The organism is Paenibacillus lautus, assembly GCF_050482385.1.
Classification (GTDB): Bacteria; Bacillota; Bacilli; order Paenibacillales; family Paenibacillaceae; genus Paenibacillus_AQ; species Paenibacillus_AQ lautus_B.
The window spans coordinates 138076-152110 of the sequence record NZ_JBCNHV010000030.1 but is presented as its reverse complement, the minus strand read 5'-3'; the positions used below and the strand labels follow the sequence as shown (position 1 = coordinate 152110).

Here is a 14035-nt window from a genome sequence, read left to right as displayed (position 1 = left end):
CATAAAACAATTGTATCAGTTCAACTACACAACTACAACAATTAAACAAAAAGAAAAGCACACACGCACACGTGTTATGTGTTTGATCCCATGAAGGGATGTTCTGGCAAAAAAACCGTGGGCTTTCAGTCGGCAATCACTGTAATAACTCGCCCATTTTTACATACTGAGTAAAAATAATTACACTTTCATCTGCCTCAAGAATAGTACTAATCAGTTCATCAACCAGGGCTACTTTATTAGAACGTTCAGCGATTTTCGTTATGTATTGTTCTTTTAAGTATAGTCCAGGATGATTACACAATTGCTTTAATTTTCCGATCATAGTCATCATATAGGGCTTCCGTGTTTTCCTCGTTAACTTCTTTGCTTCTTCTTTTACTTCTTGCACCAATTTTTTGTATAACTCTTCTTGTTCATCCGTTAATGTGCAGTATTGCTTTTGCTCTATTTTCTCAGGTAGATCACCTTTTATTTTTTCTTGCCTCTTTGTTCTCCTTAGAATAAAAGGCTGAATGTTCACCTCATGTCCACCGCTTTTACCAGCAACACTTGCTTGTATTGATTTTTCATCATGGCTATAATTATAGACTGCTCCTGATCGACTTAAATGACGACCAGTTTTGATAATTTCTTTAACATAATCGTTTGAACTATCGTACGGACGAAGGAATTCTTCCCACACTGCTAATATTTCCATCTGTCATCACTCTCCTATCCTAAATAATATAGGGATTAAAAAAAATAGGAAGACTTGTATTTTGCATTGTTTTCCATTAGTTAGATCCCATTTTTAGCTTTGAATGGAAGAGGTATGACACACTAGAGAATCTGAACTGGCCGAACGTATCGCAGCATTATGTATCAGTTGTTCCAACCGGTTGGCCTGAGAAAAGGCGAAAATAATAATGAACAACTATAGAGAACGTCTAAGCCTCTTAGAGCCTCGTTTCGTTATTCGTGTACTCGTTGCTGTAAACTTCCCTGAACTGAAAATACCAGGGTCAAGACCCGCAGAAGTAGTGTATAGTAGGAATAGTTTAAAATATATTCCAGGAGGCTATGCCATGTCACAGGAGATCTGGATTAACCTGCCGGTCAAAGATGTTGAGAGGTCAACTGCCTTTTTTAATGAAATTGGATTCCATGCGGTGAGCATTGGTAACGAGAGAGCCAAGCTTGCCATAGACCAAACAACAATTCTGCTGTTTCCGGATGCGGCGTTTGAGAAATTTACAGGTTCAAAAACCGCAGATACTTCCCATAGCGCTGAGGTGATATTTTCCATCGGTGCTAAAAGCAGAGAAGAAGTAGATGCCTTTATTCAAAAAGTAGAGTTTGCCGGAGGAAACATCTTTGGCAAGCCGAGTGAAATTGACGGCTGGATGTACGGCGCAGGATTTGCCGACCTTGACGGGCACCGCTGGAACCTGCTGTACATGGATGAGAGCAAAATGCCGAAACGTTAGTATGAAAACGCCGGTCACCTGCTTAAGGTCACCGGCGTTTTTTACACCACCTACATTCTCACATCTGTAATTTAAATCAAAATCGTTATCATACTTATCCAACACTTCGGCATCATGATTATCCCAGAACGTCCTTGCGGTTGGGAAGCTCCCTCCGGCTTCTTTAAAATGGCTTAACGACCATTAGCACCAATACGGCAATCATCAGCAGCATTGCTGCCATCTCGATGGGCACGATCTTTTTTAACTGAAGTCCGAATTCGGCGGGTATGTCATTACCTTGGTCTTGGCGCTCAGATATGGTTTTTCTGATCTTTTTCATACGCGGCTCGATCCATCCGTCGATCAGTCCAACCATGAGCAGCGCTAAGAGAATGGATACATTCAGCCACATTTGGGATAATCCCATCTTGGTTATGATCATGAGCCCAACCCCGGTTAGAATAAGTCCGGTTCCGCCAATTTTAGGCATGATGGCCAGTTTGGCCGTTATACCTAATACAAAGTGCAGCTGGCCGACCGTTCTGGCGGATCTCCGAATGATGGGCGTTACGAAAGCGGGGCCGATAAAAGCGATCGAAGACAATATATGCAAAACGAGCAGTAATCCAAATAAACCCATAATCCCCTCCTCCTCAGCTCACCGCAATATGGCTTTGATAGGCTAGACCGACCCTTTTTCTTTTAAACGATCCTTCGAGTTCAAGATGGTCCAACATACACATGACGACATCGTCATAAGCCACATTCAGCTCTTGAAATCTGCTGAACAAGTGACCGGCTATCTCTGCCTCGGAAAAGTCCTTGATCGTCTCCTGCATCGGAACGGGCAAGAATTCCGTTGTTACATGTAGATAAGCAGAATCTGAATGCTCTCTCGAATCTGTCATGGTTCCCGGACACATGATGGACCAATCGAGCTCCGTCCGCTGCAGCCTTTCAAAATTCCGGTTATGATTTTTATACTCAGGCGGGAAGCCGGGTAAATTGTTGCCGATCAGATCAGTATATGGAATATCCAGCAGGCCGGCTCCTCCCATAACCCATACCCGCCCGGAGAAACTAGGCTCCAATTCACACTGACTTATAATGTTATCGATGATACGAACAAACTCTTCTCCCTGCCCCGCATGTCCGGCAGCAATAATAGCAGCGTCTTGATGTGCGAGCGCCTCACCAACGCTCACCGGGTCCATCATATCGTCCACGATCACCTTCACATGCTTTGCGGAATGCTCACCTAGTTGTTCATAAAGCTTCTCAGAATTTCGCACAAAAGCGGTCATTTCATGCCCCATTTTTATCCCTTGTACCAGTACTCTTTTCCCTGTATTCCCCGTCGCTCCAAAAACAATAATTTTCATTGTTCTTTCCTCCTCTTTAATGGCCTCCAGTATTTGGTTAACTCAAGCTTAGCATCGCTTCAAAATGATGTTAAGAACCCACTTTAAAGTAGGGTACTTACTAAAAAGTAAGCATGCCATATTATACGCGGAGGTCGGGAGGACAGGAAAACAAGACAGATTGGCGACAAGCATACAGTATAAGGAGTTTTATTATCTCAGACCGATAATTCATTCATATCAGGGGTGCGAGTGTAGGTAAACAAAAGCTGCCCGGAATCCCGTGGCAGCTTTGATTAATTCGTGTATAAGTTCATTGAACCAGCTTTATGACGCTGGCTCTTCATATTTCCGCTTATTATGATTTTCTCCCCAAGCACACATGACTTCTGCTACAGGTATCAATGTTCTGCCGTATTCACTAAGAGAATATTCTACTTTTGGAGGGATCGCAGGGTAGACCGTTCTATCGACTATGCCTTCTCGTTCCAAATCTCGGAGATGTTGTGAAAGCATTTTTTGTGAAACATCAGGTATAAGCTTCTCCAGATCGTTGAATCGCTTTTTGGATTCAATCAAATGCCATAAAATCATGGGCTTCCATTTGCCACCTAGAACATGAATGAGTGTCTCAACTGGACATTCACGCTGATGAATCATTGATAAATCATCCCCTTATCTTGGTTAACAGATTCTTGATAGATGTCAGCGTAAGTTTTAGAATCTTTGATTAGATCGTCGCAGAAAGCCGCTACGTCACTGCCGGTCACTTCAAGTACGCCTTTTCCCAAGGCCGCGCCCTCTTCAAAAAGATCGATAATCCCCGAGAGTAAACCCGTCCCGTCGGTTAGCTCAACAGGGCCGACCTTAAAGAAATACTTTTGCATCTCTTTATAAACAATCTGATAATCTTGCGGGAGGGCTTTGACACGCGCCACATGCGCTCGCCACTCTTTTTTGCCTTCGATGATATCTTGTATTCTCATCTTTTGATCCTCCTACTTACTTAATTTTTTAGCGATATTTTTGTTGAGTTGCTCGCGCCACTTGTCGCGAAAAGACTTTGCTCCTTCTTCGCCAGCCAGTGCTGAACAGAAACCTTTGACATCGTCACCTAAAACCTCATGGACACGTTGACCGTCCGCCGCCGTTTCTTCGAGCAGGCCAAGCACACCGTCAAGAATTGGCATGATGTTACGACCGGTGAAATCTGAGTGCGGCCAAAGATTGGCATTTATTTCTTCCCATGCCGCTTGATAATCAGCTGGCAGCTTTTTGGCTCGCGATTCAAAAGTTTTCAATTCATTAATCATGTCGCTGCCGGTGATTTTTTCCCAAAAATTCATGGTCTTCTCTCCTTAAATTCGTTAATTTTCGATGATTTAAATTCCCATTTTCCCCAGAAACCTCCCCAGCTTCTCGCCTTGCGTCTTTGAGCTCGCAAAAACTCTCGAGGCGGTCCCCTTGTCAGAGGTCTTCTTGGTGATCTCCACCAATTTGTATTTTTACTGTGATGCCGAGGGCGTTGAGCCGCTGTATGATTTCGTAGCCGTAGGTTTGTTTGCGGCCTATAATTTCAAGAACGTAGCCCTCAAGCACGCATTTGAGCCTTTCCGTTTAGTTTTCCAGCACAATAACTCCATGCTATTCTGTAAGACTTGTATGAAGTAATACTTACTACATCTATAAAGTAACACGTAGTAGATGGTTTGGCAATAGCGTTGTTCTAACGGATTTTACATTTTCACTATCCTGCCCGTTAACGTAACGACGTACAAGTTCTTGTCCTTGACTTGGGATAAGAACTTGTATCAATAAAACAAAAAAGCCGCTTTTTAAGCGACTTTGTATGAAAGTGAGCCTGCAGGATACCATTCATCCTAATGACGCGTATCAACTCCCATCTTGGAAAGCGTCCTTGATAACTCCTCTACGTTTATAAACATATTTTCAACTAAATTCCAATCCCCTTCGCGGCCATCGCCAGTCCCGGTTAAATACCAGTAATCAAGCCCGCAATGATTGCTGATTAGCCAGTAATGTCTGGGCATGTAATTTGGCGTGAACAGCTCGAGCACCTTCGTTCCCGGCTCACAAAACACCAGGTTGGTCAATCCCGCTCCGTGTGGGGCGACTACCCATTTGGCTGAACGGAACAAGCGAATTTGCTGACGTACTGTCATCGACTCCAGCTCTACACAAACAAATCCTTTTGCCGAAAGTCTCTCCATCACTTCCTGTTCATTCTTTATCCGACGAGTTTCGGCCCGCGCCCGGCTGACATAGATACGCTCCGGCCCGTTCCTGACCTCTTCGTCCGCATGGGGGAGCATGACACTTCTTAAATAGTCGCACACCCACTTCGGATAATAGCTAAATGAGGATGTCCCGATCAAGGAAGGAACAATTAGATTGTCCGCCTGCAAATGGAATTCAGCGTGTGTTTCCAGCCTCGATTCAGCGGGTATTCCTACCATGTTCAGCGTCTCGTCCTGAAATGCCATCTTAACGGTTCGATTCAACACATATTTGCTTGGCTTCAAACCAGATAATTGGATGAGATGCAGTCGCGGCAATACATCAAACAGCCAGTGGAAATAATTTTGACTGATGCCAAAAGTTAATGCCGCCACTGTTTCCGACGTATTTACCAATGGGAAGGGTTTCCAGTCATGAAGTGCGGGATGCTTCTCACCCTTAATTAAAGTATCGACATAAAACTCAATAGATACATCTGAAAGCAGCATATTGTCCTGCGACAGGACAGCGCCGTTCATGCCCCATACCCGGCCGCTGGGTATGACGGCTACATTCGCAGTCGGGGCAGTAATTCGTCCTCCTTGGAATTGAGGTGGCGGAGTTTTCCCAAGGCTTGAAGCGTCCTTGTATTCGAAGCTGTATGAGTTGTATAGCTCGCGAAAGTGCTTTTCCCGATTCAATCCCGATGCCTGCACCCAATCCAAGAGATTCGGATAATAGCCCACCGGAGCCGATGCTGTTTCCATGACTCGTTTGGGCAGGAAGGCTTCACCCATCTGATTTACGATGTATCCGATCCTCGTATCTTAGAGTTATATGTATTGGAGGATGTCGAAGAGATTTACCATTTAGCATCACCGGCTTCGCCCAGATTCTATCAGGCGTCACCAATGGAAACGATAGCAGCCAATACTATAGGCACCATGCATTTGCTTGAGCTGGCAAGGCAGAATCAGGCCAAGCTGCTCTTCGCCAGCACAAGTGAGGCATATGGCGATCCGGAGGTTCACCCGCAAAGAGAGGACTACCGGGGAAATGTCAATACATGGGGGCCGCGGGCTTGCTATGATGAGGCCAAACGATTGGGCGAAGTATACTGCTATGAGTATCATCACCGTTATCAGGTGCAGGCGAAGGTCGTTAGGATTTTCAATACCTATTCGGCAGGCTTAAGGAATGATGACGGACGGGTCATTTCTAATTTTGTGACTCAAGCGATTTCTGGACAACCGATCACCGTTTATGGAGACGGTAGTCAGACCCGCTCTTTCTGCTATGTAGACGATAATATACGTGCGCTGCAGTTGGTTATGGAGTCGGAGAAAGCGACAGGACAAATTATTAATATCGGCAATCCAACGGAGCACACCATTCTGGATGTCGCCTTAATGGTTAAGCGGCTGGCGCAATCGGACAGCAGTCTGAGCTTTCTGTCACTTCCGGAGGATGACCCGAAAGTGCGCTGTCCTGTTATTGACAAGGCCAGACAACTGCTGGGATGGGATCCGCAAATCGACCTTGAAGAAGGACTAAAGCGGACAATTAAAGCTTATCGGAGCCATCTGGCCTAAATCATTTAAAATGAGGCATAAGGAGTAATCTAGAGATGAACATAGTGTGTATCGGTTCGGGATACGTTGGTAGTGTGACCGGAACGGCTTTTGCCACATTAGGGCATCAAACCACGGTCATTGACGTGGATCAGCACAAAGTCGACATGATCTGCTCTGGAAAGAGTCCTATTTATGAGCCGGGATTAGATGAGCTGATAAAGCGGAATATTGGCATCACGTTGACCGCAACTACTTCTTATGATGCGGTATACGATGCGGATGTTGTGTTTGTCGGCGTAGGAACTCCGTCCAAGCTCGACGGAACGGCTGATTTACAGTTTGTTATAACCGCTGCACGAAGTATCGCCGAAAAGCTGAACCCAGGCAAGTTACCGTTATCATCGACAAATCGACAGTACCCATCGGTACAGCCCATCTAGTGGCGTCGATCATCAGCGAGGTTTCCGGACTGAAGGTGGAGGAACAATTCACCGTGATCAGCAACCCAGAATTTCTTCGGGAAGGCTATGCTTTAGAGGATGTTTTCTTCCCAGACCGGGTGGTAGTCGGTACGACCAATGATAAAGCTCGTGCGGTACTACGAAAGCTTTACCACAAATTAGTGAACCGGATCGGTTATGAAGCAGTGTTCCGCGATTTCATGCCCAATTTCAATCCGAATGAGCGCCAGACCGTGTATTTCGAAACCGATCTGAAAAGCGCCGAAATGATTAAAATATGCCTCCAATGCATTTCTGGCCGTTAAAATCAGCTATATTAATGAAGTAGCCCGGTTATGCGAAGCTTTGGGAGCCAATGTATTGGATGTCGCCCATGGTATGGGGCTTGATTCCCGGATCGGCGCTAAGTTTCTGCAAGTTTCTAGCGGTTGGAGCGGGAGCTGCTTTCCTAAAGATACGACGGAATTTTTGGCGACCAGCCAGAAATGTGGGTGCGAGTTGAACATTGTGAAGGCGGCAATTGAATCTAACAAATTAATGCACCAATTTTGCGTGGAAAAGGTTCAATCGCAGTTGAAGACGTTGCATAGAAAAACGGTTGGCGTGCTGGGCCTAACCTTCAAGCCGAATACGGATGATGCCCGTCAAACACAGGCTTCGTTTATTATTCGGAATCTGCTGGACATGGGGCTGTATTGCAAGTTCACGATCCAAAGGGGATGGAAATATTCCGTTCGTTGAACGGTGATTTGGCGGTAACCTATTGTACTGCTGCCGAGGAAGTTGCGTGCAATTCCGATGCAATTATTTTGCTAACCCAATGGGAAGAGTATGCAGCTTTAGACTGGGGACGGATGTCGGCAGCGATGAAATCCCCATATATTCTGGATACGCGAAACTTTTTATCACAGCAACATCTGGAGGAACTCGGCTTTCTGTATGAAGGACTGGGTATCGGTACGCAGGTCAAGAAATCACTTCCGGTCTTTCTTCATCATTATCGTGATGGATCTCAAGTTTGAACTTCCCTAAGCGGTGAATGAATAATTTTCTTTTTGGGCTTATAAAACTTATATCTTGAAAATAAAACATCAATAAAACCCGTTGAACTTATTCATCAACGGGTTTTTTAGATTTAATTGATCCGACGATGTAAGGCTGCAGCTTCTTCCTCGTGTTTCGAGCCAAGGCAATATTTCTAGCCGCATGGGATGGCTTCACCCCATCTTTAAAGTAAGCGACTCTTCGGTGGCCGTAGAGCCCACGATAAGATATTTAGTGCAGCATAGGAAAGCGGGAGGATAAGATTAAAACCGTAATCACCATAATCGTTAGCAAATGCATGAGATAATGCCGCACCCGTCATTAAAAAGAAGATACCAGCGTGAACCCATTCTTTAAGTCGAGGTAAACCTGGCACGACGAGAGTGATGGCTCCAAGCACTTTCCATATCCCGAGAATGGTCAATATGTATAACGGGTAGCCCAGATTCGTCACTAAATCGAGGTTGCCTCCAAATTGCATCAGTTGTCCGATACCACTTAACAAAATAGCTGCTGCGAGTAGTAATGTGACTGACCAATAAGCAACCATTTTTCCGTGGGGCTGGGTATTTACTTTCATGGTGGTTTCCACACCGATCATTTTACTCATTTGTTTTCCTCCTATTGGTTATTTTCCACTTAACGTATAATTTGCCATATTCACTCCCTTCCTTTTCTTAAAATTTTCAATGATTTCTCATTTCGCTTGATGGGTTAATCATAACTTTAAATCATGTCAAAAAATGATACTGTTTTAGGAGGATCGTATCAGCAAAAATTTAATACCCAAATGGCTTGTCGATAAAAGCCTCATATAATTGCTGTCAACGAAGATAGCCCCGTCAATGCCAAAATAACCTGCTAGAGCCTCTAACCTGATGACCTTAGTGAAGTTTCGGTGTACCCAATTTGCTTTAAAAGAAAAGTATGATTGGTGCTAGCTGTTCCTGTGCCCAATATAAATCCTGAGATGATATCCAGAGGGGATTCAAAAGCGTGAGTTGACCAGCCATTCCATTAACGCCTGAATGAATTGAAAATTGATACATTGCTTCGGATTTTAAATGAGAGTCCTTATGGGCATACTAGCTACACGATAAACGTAAGGGGAAGAATGGATATGACAAAGATGAAAAAGCAGTTTGCACGATTGGGGAAGTTAAAACTCATTTCTACATTATATCGCCTAAAAATTGTGCAGATCTTGATTCCGATGATCATCCTCGGAATGGTTGTTTGGGCGGGACAAGCCGAGCTGCGCCGTATTGACTGGGCTGCCACGCTGGATATCCTTAGGGATCTCGACCCTACACGAATTTTCCTTCTATTGTCTCTATCCCTTGTCGCAGTCGCATCGGTTAGCGGCTATGAGTTTTTGCTTCGGCGCCATTTCAAACTTTCTCTCGGGATTTGGGCGACTTTCCGCTATGCATGGATTGCTAACACGTCAAACAATGTCATCGGATTTGCCGGGATTGTTGGTGCCGCGCTTCGTACCTTCCTATACCGAGGGCGAGGAGTTTCGATTCCAACCATAACAGCTTGTATTGCCTTTCTGGCTACTATTACGATTACGGGAATTTCGCTGCTGGCTTGGGGGGATTTGACCGGGCTGTTTCCGATCGATGCGGTGATTCAATCTCATCGCTGGGCCATGTATGCCGTCTGGGCGATCGCGCTTTATCTGCCGGGGTACCTGCTCTTTCAGCGGACTCCCTTCTATAGCAAATGGCTGAACCGCAATCTGCCCCAGATGAATCTGTCCATAATTGTTGCAGCTGTAGGTGTCTCTGTCGTGGAGTGGCTATTAGCCGGTGTTGCCTTCTGGGCTATTGCGGCGACTCTACTTCCGGAATTTCCTCTTCGAACGGCATTAGGCATTTACACCGTCGCGGTAGCGACTGGTCTTGTTAGTATGACGCCTGGCGGCATTGGCGGTTTTGATCTCATTACCCTGCTTGGTCTTCAGGCCCTTGGATACCCTCCTGAAACAAACGCTGCGGTACTTGTATTATTTCGTTTGATGTACTATTTTATCCCTTGGCTCATTGGACTGGTAATGGGAGGCATTGAGTTTGCACGAGGTCGATACCGTACCCAGTTGGATGTTTAAACTTATTAGTCAAACCCTCGTTCCCTCACCCGCATAGCGGGTGTTTTTTTGTATCGCGCGTTTCACGTACTCAACTGGCTAATGCCTAAACAAAAAAGCCGCTAATATAGCGACTTTCAATGGGACCATGATTGTGTTCTCAGGATAATCATGTCCCCCGTACAGTCAGTTTCGGGGAATTATGTGCTTTATTGGCTTGGCGCAATACCTTTTATCAGCAATTCCGTCCATTGGGCCGTATAAGGGAGAATCTTCGGGTAAATATGCGGGCTGGAGATCCCTTCAACCAGGGCCTGGAAATAAATGAGGAGAAATTCATCCGAGTATTTCAGATCAACCTTGCCTTCTTTACGCCCACGGTGAAACAAATCCAACATGAGACCGTAGCTTTCCTTGACGTATTGCTGCATCATCAGAGATAATCCGTCATCATCCTTTTTTGTAAAATAATCCATTAAAGCCAAATAAAACTGTTTGTTGATTTTTTCCAGGAAATTGATTTTGTTCTGACTCATGGCAATGATCGTTTCTTCGAAAGGTTTATTTTCGGCCATGATTTCTCGGGCCGTTTCCCCCATTTGAGTTAAAAAATACTTAAAAACCTCATGGATCAGGTTTTCTTTGCTCCCAAAATACTTAAAAATCGTCGTTTTACCGACATTGGAATGTCTAGCAATCTCATCGACCGTTACATTTTCTATGCCGGCATCGGTATTTATCAAGTTAAATGTTGCTTTTAGAACTTGATTTTTCTTGTCTTGCGTTCTCTTTTCAAAACCATTCATTCCTTATTCCTGCTTTCTAACTATTATGACTAAAAAACATTTAAAGGAGAAATTTAGTTCGTATTTTCCCTTCATATTTATTATATAGCATAATTATGAATTATCAAACATGCAATAGTTCTAAATTTATGTTTTTTTGAATTGACTATACGGATAAACGGGTGTATAACTGGAACTGTAAATGAACTTTGGTTTAAAACAAAGCGAATAATCGGAATAAACGAACTTCATCTACTTTTTTAGTTCACTATTTATCGAATAGGAGCTTTGCTTTAAACTGGAAAGCACGTTACTAAAACTGGTTAAGAAGGAGTTTTAGTTATGACAAACATTGTAAAAGTGCAAGGCTTGCAAAAAAGATTCGGGAAATCCAAAGCGTTGCATGACGTGTCATTTACGGTAAATGCCGGGGAAGTTGTCGGCTTTATCGGGCCGAACGGCGCGGGGAAATCCACAACGATTCGCACTTTGCTCGGAATCATCCGCCGGGATGCCGGGGAAGCGAAAATTTTCGGCAAGGATGTATGGAAGGATAGCCTTGAGATTCATAAACGAATTTCTTATGTTCCTGGAGATGTGGCTCTTTGGGGCAGCTTAACAGGCGGCGAAATCATTGATTTATTTATGAAATTGCATGGCGGCGGAGACAAAAATAAACGTGACCATTTGATTAAACGCTTTGAATTGGATCCTAAGAAGAAAGCCAAAGGCTACTCCAAAGGAAATCGGCAAAAAGTCGGCTTGATCGCGGCTTTATCCGTTGACTCCGATTTGTATATTTTCGACGAACCGACTTCCGGCCTTGATCCATTGATGGAAGCCGTCTTCCAGGATGAGGTCGAAAAAATCAAGCTTGCGGGAAAAGCCATCTTGCTGTCCTCTCATATTTTGAGCGAAGTTGAGCGACTGGCCGATAAAGTGGTTATCATTCGCCAAGGCAAAGTGGTTGAAACCGGGACATTGGATGAGTTGCGTCACTTAACCCGTTCTACAGTAACGATGGTAACGCAAGGCAATGTGGCCATAATGGCATCCGTTCATGGTGTCCATGATTTCAAGCAGTCCGGCAATCAAGCGACATTCTCCGCGGATAACGAATGTATCAATGATATTTTGTCCGAAGCGGCAAAGTTGAGCGTCAAGAAGTTCGAGTCCGTGCCGCCTACGCTAGAAGACTTATTCATGCGTCATTATGAAGTCTAAGGGCGGAAACGGAGGAAATTATAATGCAAGAAAAATTTGCACGTTCACGTGTACTATTCGTCCAATATCTGAAACGTGATTGGAAAAAAATCATCATCTGGGTTTTAGGTTTAGGCTTGTTTTCGGCCGGATTTGTTCCTGCATTTGAAGAAATCGGCAAGGGGCAAGGTTTGCAAGGAATGTATGAAACCTTGCAAAATCCTGCCATGATTTCCATGGTTGGTCCGACACCGATTGAGACATCAGCAGATTATACTTTGGGCGCGATGTATGCGCACGAAATGTTGTTATTCTGCGGTTTGTTTGCGATGATTATCGCTGCATTGCATGTGGTAAGCCATACTCGGAAAGAAGAAGATCTCGGGCTTACTGAACTCGTCCGCTCCTTTCAAGTAGGCCGTCAAGCCAATTCGCTTGCGGTAATTGCCGAAGTTGTTGTGATCAATATGATATTAGCGCTCGTTATTGGCGGAATGATGACAAGCTATGGTGTAGATACCATTTCGGCCGAAGGATCCTTTTTGTTTGGCGCATCCATCGGGATGGCCGGGATATTGGGAGCCGTAATTGCCTTAGTTATGGCGCAAATTATGCCGACTTCATCCGGTGCAACCGGTTCATCGCTCGGAATTGTAGGCTTGCTTTATATTTTCCGCGCCGGAACGGATGTGTCGAATGTTGATATTTCCATGGTCAATCCGATGGGTTGGACTTATCTGACTTATCCATTTACGGAGAACAATTGGGTCCCCCTGTTTTTGGCTATCGTCTTCAGCGTCATTGTCGTGATCATCGCTTTTGCCCTTGAAGGCGGTCGGGATATGGGTGCCGGTTATTTGCCAGAAAGAGAAGGCCGGGAGTCAGCAAAAAAATCATTGCTGTCCGTACCCGGCCTGTTTACCAAGCTGAACAAAGGCGTAATGATCAGCTGGTTGATTGCTTTCGTCATCATGGGAGCAGCCTATGGTTCGATTTATGGAGATATGCGGACGTTCCTTGAAAGCAATGAAATCATGAGTCAAATGTTTACAATATCCGGCGTTTCCATCGAAGAAGCCTTCACCGGGACTATTATGATGGTCATGATTGGATTGGTTTCCATTTTGCCGATTGCGATCGTGAACAAACTGTTCTCGGAAGAAGCGCGGCAGCATTTAAGCCAGCTTTATGCTACAAAAGTGACGCGAGCTCAGCTCTATTGGACGAGTGTCATTTTGGCCATCGTTGCTGGAATCGTTGGCATTTTGCTCGCTTCAAGCGGACTTGGCGGGACGGCCATTTCTGCCATGGGTGACGGCTCCCCCATGAATATATGGGATTTTATCGCTGCTGGCTATAACTTCCTGCCTTCCGTGTTGTTCTTTACCGGACTTGCCGCTTTGGCATTAGGTTGGGCACCAAGACTGGGCAAAGCCGTATATGCGTATCTTGGCTATTCTTTTGCATTAAACTACTTTGGCGGCATTTTGGATTTGCCGGAATGGTTCTCGAAAACAGCCGTACAAAGTTGGATTCCGCGGATGCCGGTAGATCCGTTTGATGTTGCCACCTTTATTACGATCACAGTGATCAGTATTGCAGCGATGGTTATGGGCTATATTGGATACCGCAAACGGGATATGGTTGAAGGAGCTTAGCAGAACAATAAATTTGTAATATACTTTATACTTTGAAATAAAAATGGAGCAAAAAACGGGCTGAAACGTGTATTTCGGCCCGTTTTTAATGCCACTAAGAGAGCCCAACTTAAGGTGGACTCTCTTTAGGACTTTAGCTGAATGATAGTTTATATGCTTATCAGTAAA

18 protein-coding genes and 1 pseudogene are annotated in these 14035 nt (G+C 44.6%); 9 read left to right on the top strand and 10 right to left on the bottom strand.

Features of this window, described 5'->3' with window-relative positions; translation table 11 throughout:
- Positions 1–136: 136 nt before the first annotated feature.
- Positions 137–700 carry an SNF2-related protein gene (locus ABEW73_RS31740; protein ID WP_430168843.1) on the bottom strand — a complete coding sequence of 188 codons (564 nt, stop codon included), beginning with the start codon at positions 698–700 and terminating at the stop codon, positions 137–139.
- Positions 701–919: 219 nt separating this feature from the next.
- Positions 920–1015: pseudogene (locus ABEW73_RS31735) on the bottom strand (transposase); the annotation flags it as partial.
- Positions 1016–1067: 52 nt separating this feature from the next.
- On the opposite strand from ABEW73_RS31735, the gene ABEW73_RS31730 reads away from it, so the two are divergent.
- Entirely contained in the window at positions 1068–1469 is a 402-nt protein-coding gene (locus tag ABEW73_RS31730; protein WP_430168840.1) for a VOC family protein, read from the top strand.
- A 163-nt stretch (positions 1470–1632) separates the two neighbouring features.
- Here the strand turns inward: ABEW73_RS31730 and ABEW73_RS31725 are convergent, their stop codons facing one another.
- The 6 genes from ABEW73_RS31725 to ABEW73_RS31700 all read right to left on the bottom strand — a co-directional run bounded on the left by ABEW73_RS31725 (position 1633) and on the right by ABEW73_RS31700 (position 5847).
- Entirely contained in the window at positions 1633–2091 is a 459-nt protein-coding gene (locus tag ABEW73_RS31725; RefSeq protein ID WP_152402710.1) for a DUF2269 family protein, read from the bottom strand.
- 13 nt (positions 2092–2104) lie between these two features.
- Positions 2105–2833: an NAD(P)-dependent oxidoreductase gene (locus ABEW73_RS31720; RefSeq protein ID WP_430168838.1), complete on the bottom strand. Its 729-nt coding sequence runs from the start codon at positions 2831–2833 to the stop codon at positions 2105–2107.
- A 306-nt stretch (positions 2834–3139) separates the two neighbouring features.
- Entirely contained in the window at positions 3140–3472 is a 333-nt protein-coding gene (locus ABEW73_RS31715; protein ID WP_430168836.1) for a winged helix-turn-helix transcriptional regulator, read from the bottom strand.
- Positions 3469–3798: a DUF1048 domain-containing protein gene (locus tag ABEW73_RS31710; RefSeq protein WP_430168834.1), complete on the bottom strand. Its 330-nt coding sequence runs from the start codon at positions 3796–3798 to the stop codon at positions 3469–3471. Before ABEW73_RS31710 ends, ABEW73_RS31715 begins: the two co-directional genes overlap by 4 nt.
- Before the next feature lie 12 nt (positions 3799–3810).
- A complete protein-coding gene (locus tag ABEW73_RS31705) occupies positions 3811–4158 on the bottom strand; it encodes a DUF1048 domain-containing protein (protein ID WP_430168832.1) in 348 nt (115 codons plus the stop codon).
- Between the two features lie 534 nt (positions 4159–4692).
- Positions 4693–5847, bottom strand: a complete 1155-nt coding sequence (locus ABEW73_RS31700; protein WP_430168830.1) for a glycosyltransferase family 61 protein — start codon at positions 5845–5847, stop codon at positions 4693–4695.
- On the opposite strand from ABEW73_RS31700, the gene ABEW73_RS31695 reads away from it, so the two are divergent.
- The 5 genes from ABEW73_RS31695 to ABEW73_RS31675 are packed head-to-tail and all read left to right on the top strand — an operon-like array spanning position 5734 to position 8107.
- Positions 5734–6642 carry an NAD-dependent epimerase/dehydratase family protein gene (locus ABEW73_RS31695; RefSeq protein ID WP_430168827.1) on the top strand — a complete coding sequence of 303 codons (909 nt, stop codon included), beginning with the start codon at positions 5734–5736 and terminating at the stop codon, positions 6640–6642. The two genes, ABEW73_RS31700 and ABEW73_RS31695, sit on opposite strands and share 114 nt — an antisense overlap.
- Before the next feature lie 35 nt (positions 6643–6677).
- Positions 6678–7064 (top strand): hypothetical protein, encoded by a 387-nt coding sequence (locus tag ABEW73_RS31690; RefSeq protein WP_430168824.1) that lies wholly within the window; start codon positions 6678–6680, stop codon positions 7062–7064.
- Positions 7064–7390, top strand: a complete 327-nt coding sequence (locus tag ABEW73_RS31685; RefSeq protein ID WP_430168821.1) for a hypothetical protein — start codon at positions 7064–7066, stop codon at positions 7388–7390. Before ABEW73_RS31690 ends, ABEW73_RS31685 begins: the two co-directional genes overlap by 1 nt.
- On the top strand, positions 7380–7826 hold the full coding sequence (locus tag ABEW73_RS31680) for a hypothetical protein (RefSeq protein ID WP_430168864.1): 447 nt from the start codon (positions 7380–7382) through the stop codon (positions 7824–7826). Before ABEW73_RS31685 ends, ABEW73_RS31680 begins: the two co-directional genes overlap by 11 nt.
- Positions 7805–8107, top strand: a complete 303-nt coding sequence (locus ABEW73_RS31675; RefSeq protein WP_430206421.1) for a UDP binding domain-containing protein — start codon at positions 7805–7807, stop codon at positions 8105–8107. Before ABEW73_RS31680 ends, ABEW73_RS31675 begins: the two co-directional genes overlap by 22 nt.
- 206 nt (positions 8108–8313) lie before the next feature.
- Here ABEW73_RS31675 and ABEW73_RS31670 read toward each other — a convergent pair whose 3' ends face one another.
- A complete protein-coding gene (locus tag ABEW73_RS31670; protein ID WP_430168817.1) occupies positions 8314–8739 on the bottom strand; it encodes a DoxX family protein in 426 nt (141 codons plus the stop codon).
- A gap of 510 nt (positions 8740–9249) precedes the next feature.
- Here ABEW73_RS31670 and ABEW73_RS31665 point away from each other — a divergent pair.
- Positions 9250–10242: a lysylphosphatidylglycerol synthase domain-containing protein gene (locus ABEW73_RS31665; protein WP_430168814.1), complete on the top strand. Its 993-nt coding sequence runs from the start codon at positions 9250–9252 to the stop codon at positions 10240–10242.
- A gap of 188 nt (positions 10243–10430) precedes the next feature.
- Here the strand turns inward: ABEW73_RS31665 and ABEW73_RS31660 are convergent, their stop codons facing one another.
- Positions 10431–11027: a TetR/AcrR family transcriptional regulator gene (locus ABEW73_RS31660; protein ID WP_430168810.1), complete on the bottom strand. Its 597-nt coding sequence runs from the start codon at positions 11025–11027 to the stop codon at positions 10431–10433.
- A 321-nt stretch (positions 11028–11348) separates the two neighbouring features.
- On the opposite strand from ABEW73_RS31660, the gene ABEW73_RS31655 reads away from it, so the two are divergent.
- Both ABEW73_RS31655 and ABEW73_RS31650 read left to right on the top strand, forming a co-directional pair.
- Entirely contained in the window at positions 11349–12230 is an 882-nt protein-coding gene (locus tag ABEW73_RS31655; RefSeq protein WP_430168807.1) for an ATP-binding cassette domain-containing protein, read from the top strand.
- Between the two features lie 23 nt (positions 12231–12253).
- Positions 12254–13867, top strand: a complete 1614-nt coding sequence (locus tag ABEW73_RS31650) for an ABC transporter permease (protein ID WP_430168804.1) — start codon at positions 12254–12256, stop codon at positions 13865–13867.
- Positions 13868–14035 lie beyond the last annotated feature (168 nt).

Excerpts from the sequence above, each read along its gene's own strand:
- ABEW73_RS31720 (WP_430168838.1), bottom strand. The coding sequence starts at position 2,833 with ATGAAAATTATTGTTTTTGGAGCGACGGGGAATACAGGGAAAAGAGTA.
- ABEW73_RS31710 (WP_430168834.1), bottom strand. The coding sequence starts at position 3,798 with ATGAGAATACAAGATATCATCGAAGGCAAAAAAGAGTGGCGAGCGCAT.
- ABEW73_RS31700 (WP_430168830.1), bottom strand. The coding sequence starts at position 5,847 with ATGGGTGAAGCCTTCCTGCCCAAACGAGTCATGGAAACAGCATCGGCT.
- ABEW73_RS31690 (WP_430168824.1), top strand. The coding sequence starts at position 6,678 with ATGAACATAGTGTGTATCGGTTCGGGATACGTTGGTAGTGTGACCGGA.
- ABEW73_RS31650 (WP_430168804.1), top strand. The coding sequence starts at position 12,254 with ATGCAAGAAAAATTTGCACGTTCACGTGTACTATTCGTCCAATATCTG.
- ABEW73_RS31730 (WP_430168840.1), top strand. The coding sequence starts at position 1,068 with ATGTCACAGGAGATCTGGATTAACCTGCCGGTCAAAGATGTTGAGAGG.
- ABEW73_RS31740 (WP_430168843.1), bottom strand. The coding sequence starts at position 700 with ATGGAAATATTAGCAGTGTGGGAAGAATTCCTTCGTCCGTACGATAGT.
- ABEW73_RS31660 (WP_430168810.1), bottom strand. The coding sequence starts at position 11,027 with ATGAATGGTTTTGAAAAGAGAACGCAAGACAAGAAAAATCAAGTTCTA.
- ABEW73_RS31705 (WP_430168832.1), bottom strand. The coding sequence starts at position 4,158 with ATGAATTTTTGGGAAAAAATCACCGGCAGCGACATGATTAATGAATTG.
- ABEW73_RS31725 (WP_152402710.1), bottom strand. The coding sequence starts at position 2,091 with ATGGGTTTATTTGGATTACTGCTCGTTTTGCATATATTGTCTTCGATC.
- ABEW73_RS31655 (WP_430168807.1), top strand. The coding sequence starts at position 11,349 with ATGACAAACATTGTAAAAGTGCAAGGCTTGCAAAAAAGATTCGGGAAA.
- ABEW73_RS31715 (WP_430168836.1), bottom strand. The coding sequence starts at position 3,472 with ATGATTCATCAGCGTGAATGTCCAGTTGAGACACTCATTCATGTTCTA.
- ABEW73_RS31670 (WP_430168817.1), bottom strand. The coding sequence starts at position 8,739 with ATGAGTAAAATGATCGGTGTGGAAACCACCATGAAAGTAAATACCCAG.
- ABEW73_RS31665 (WP_430168814.1), top strand. The coding sequence starts at position 9,250 with ATGACAAAGATGAAAAAGCAGTTTGCACGATTGGGGAAGTTAAAACTC.
- ABEW73_RS31675 (WP_430206421.1), top strand. The coding sequence starts at position 7,805 with ATGGAAATATTCCGTTCGTTGAACGGTGATTTGGCGGTAACCTATTGT.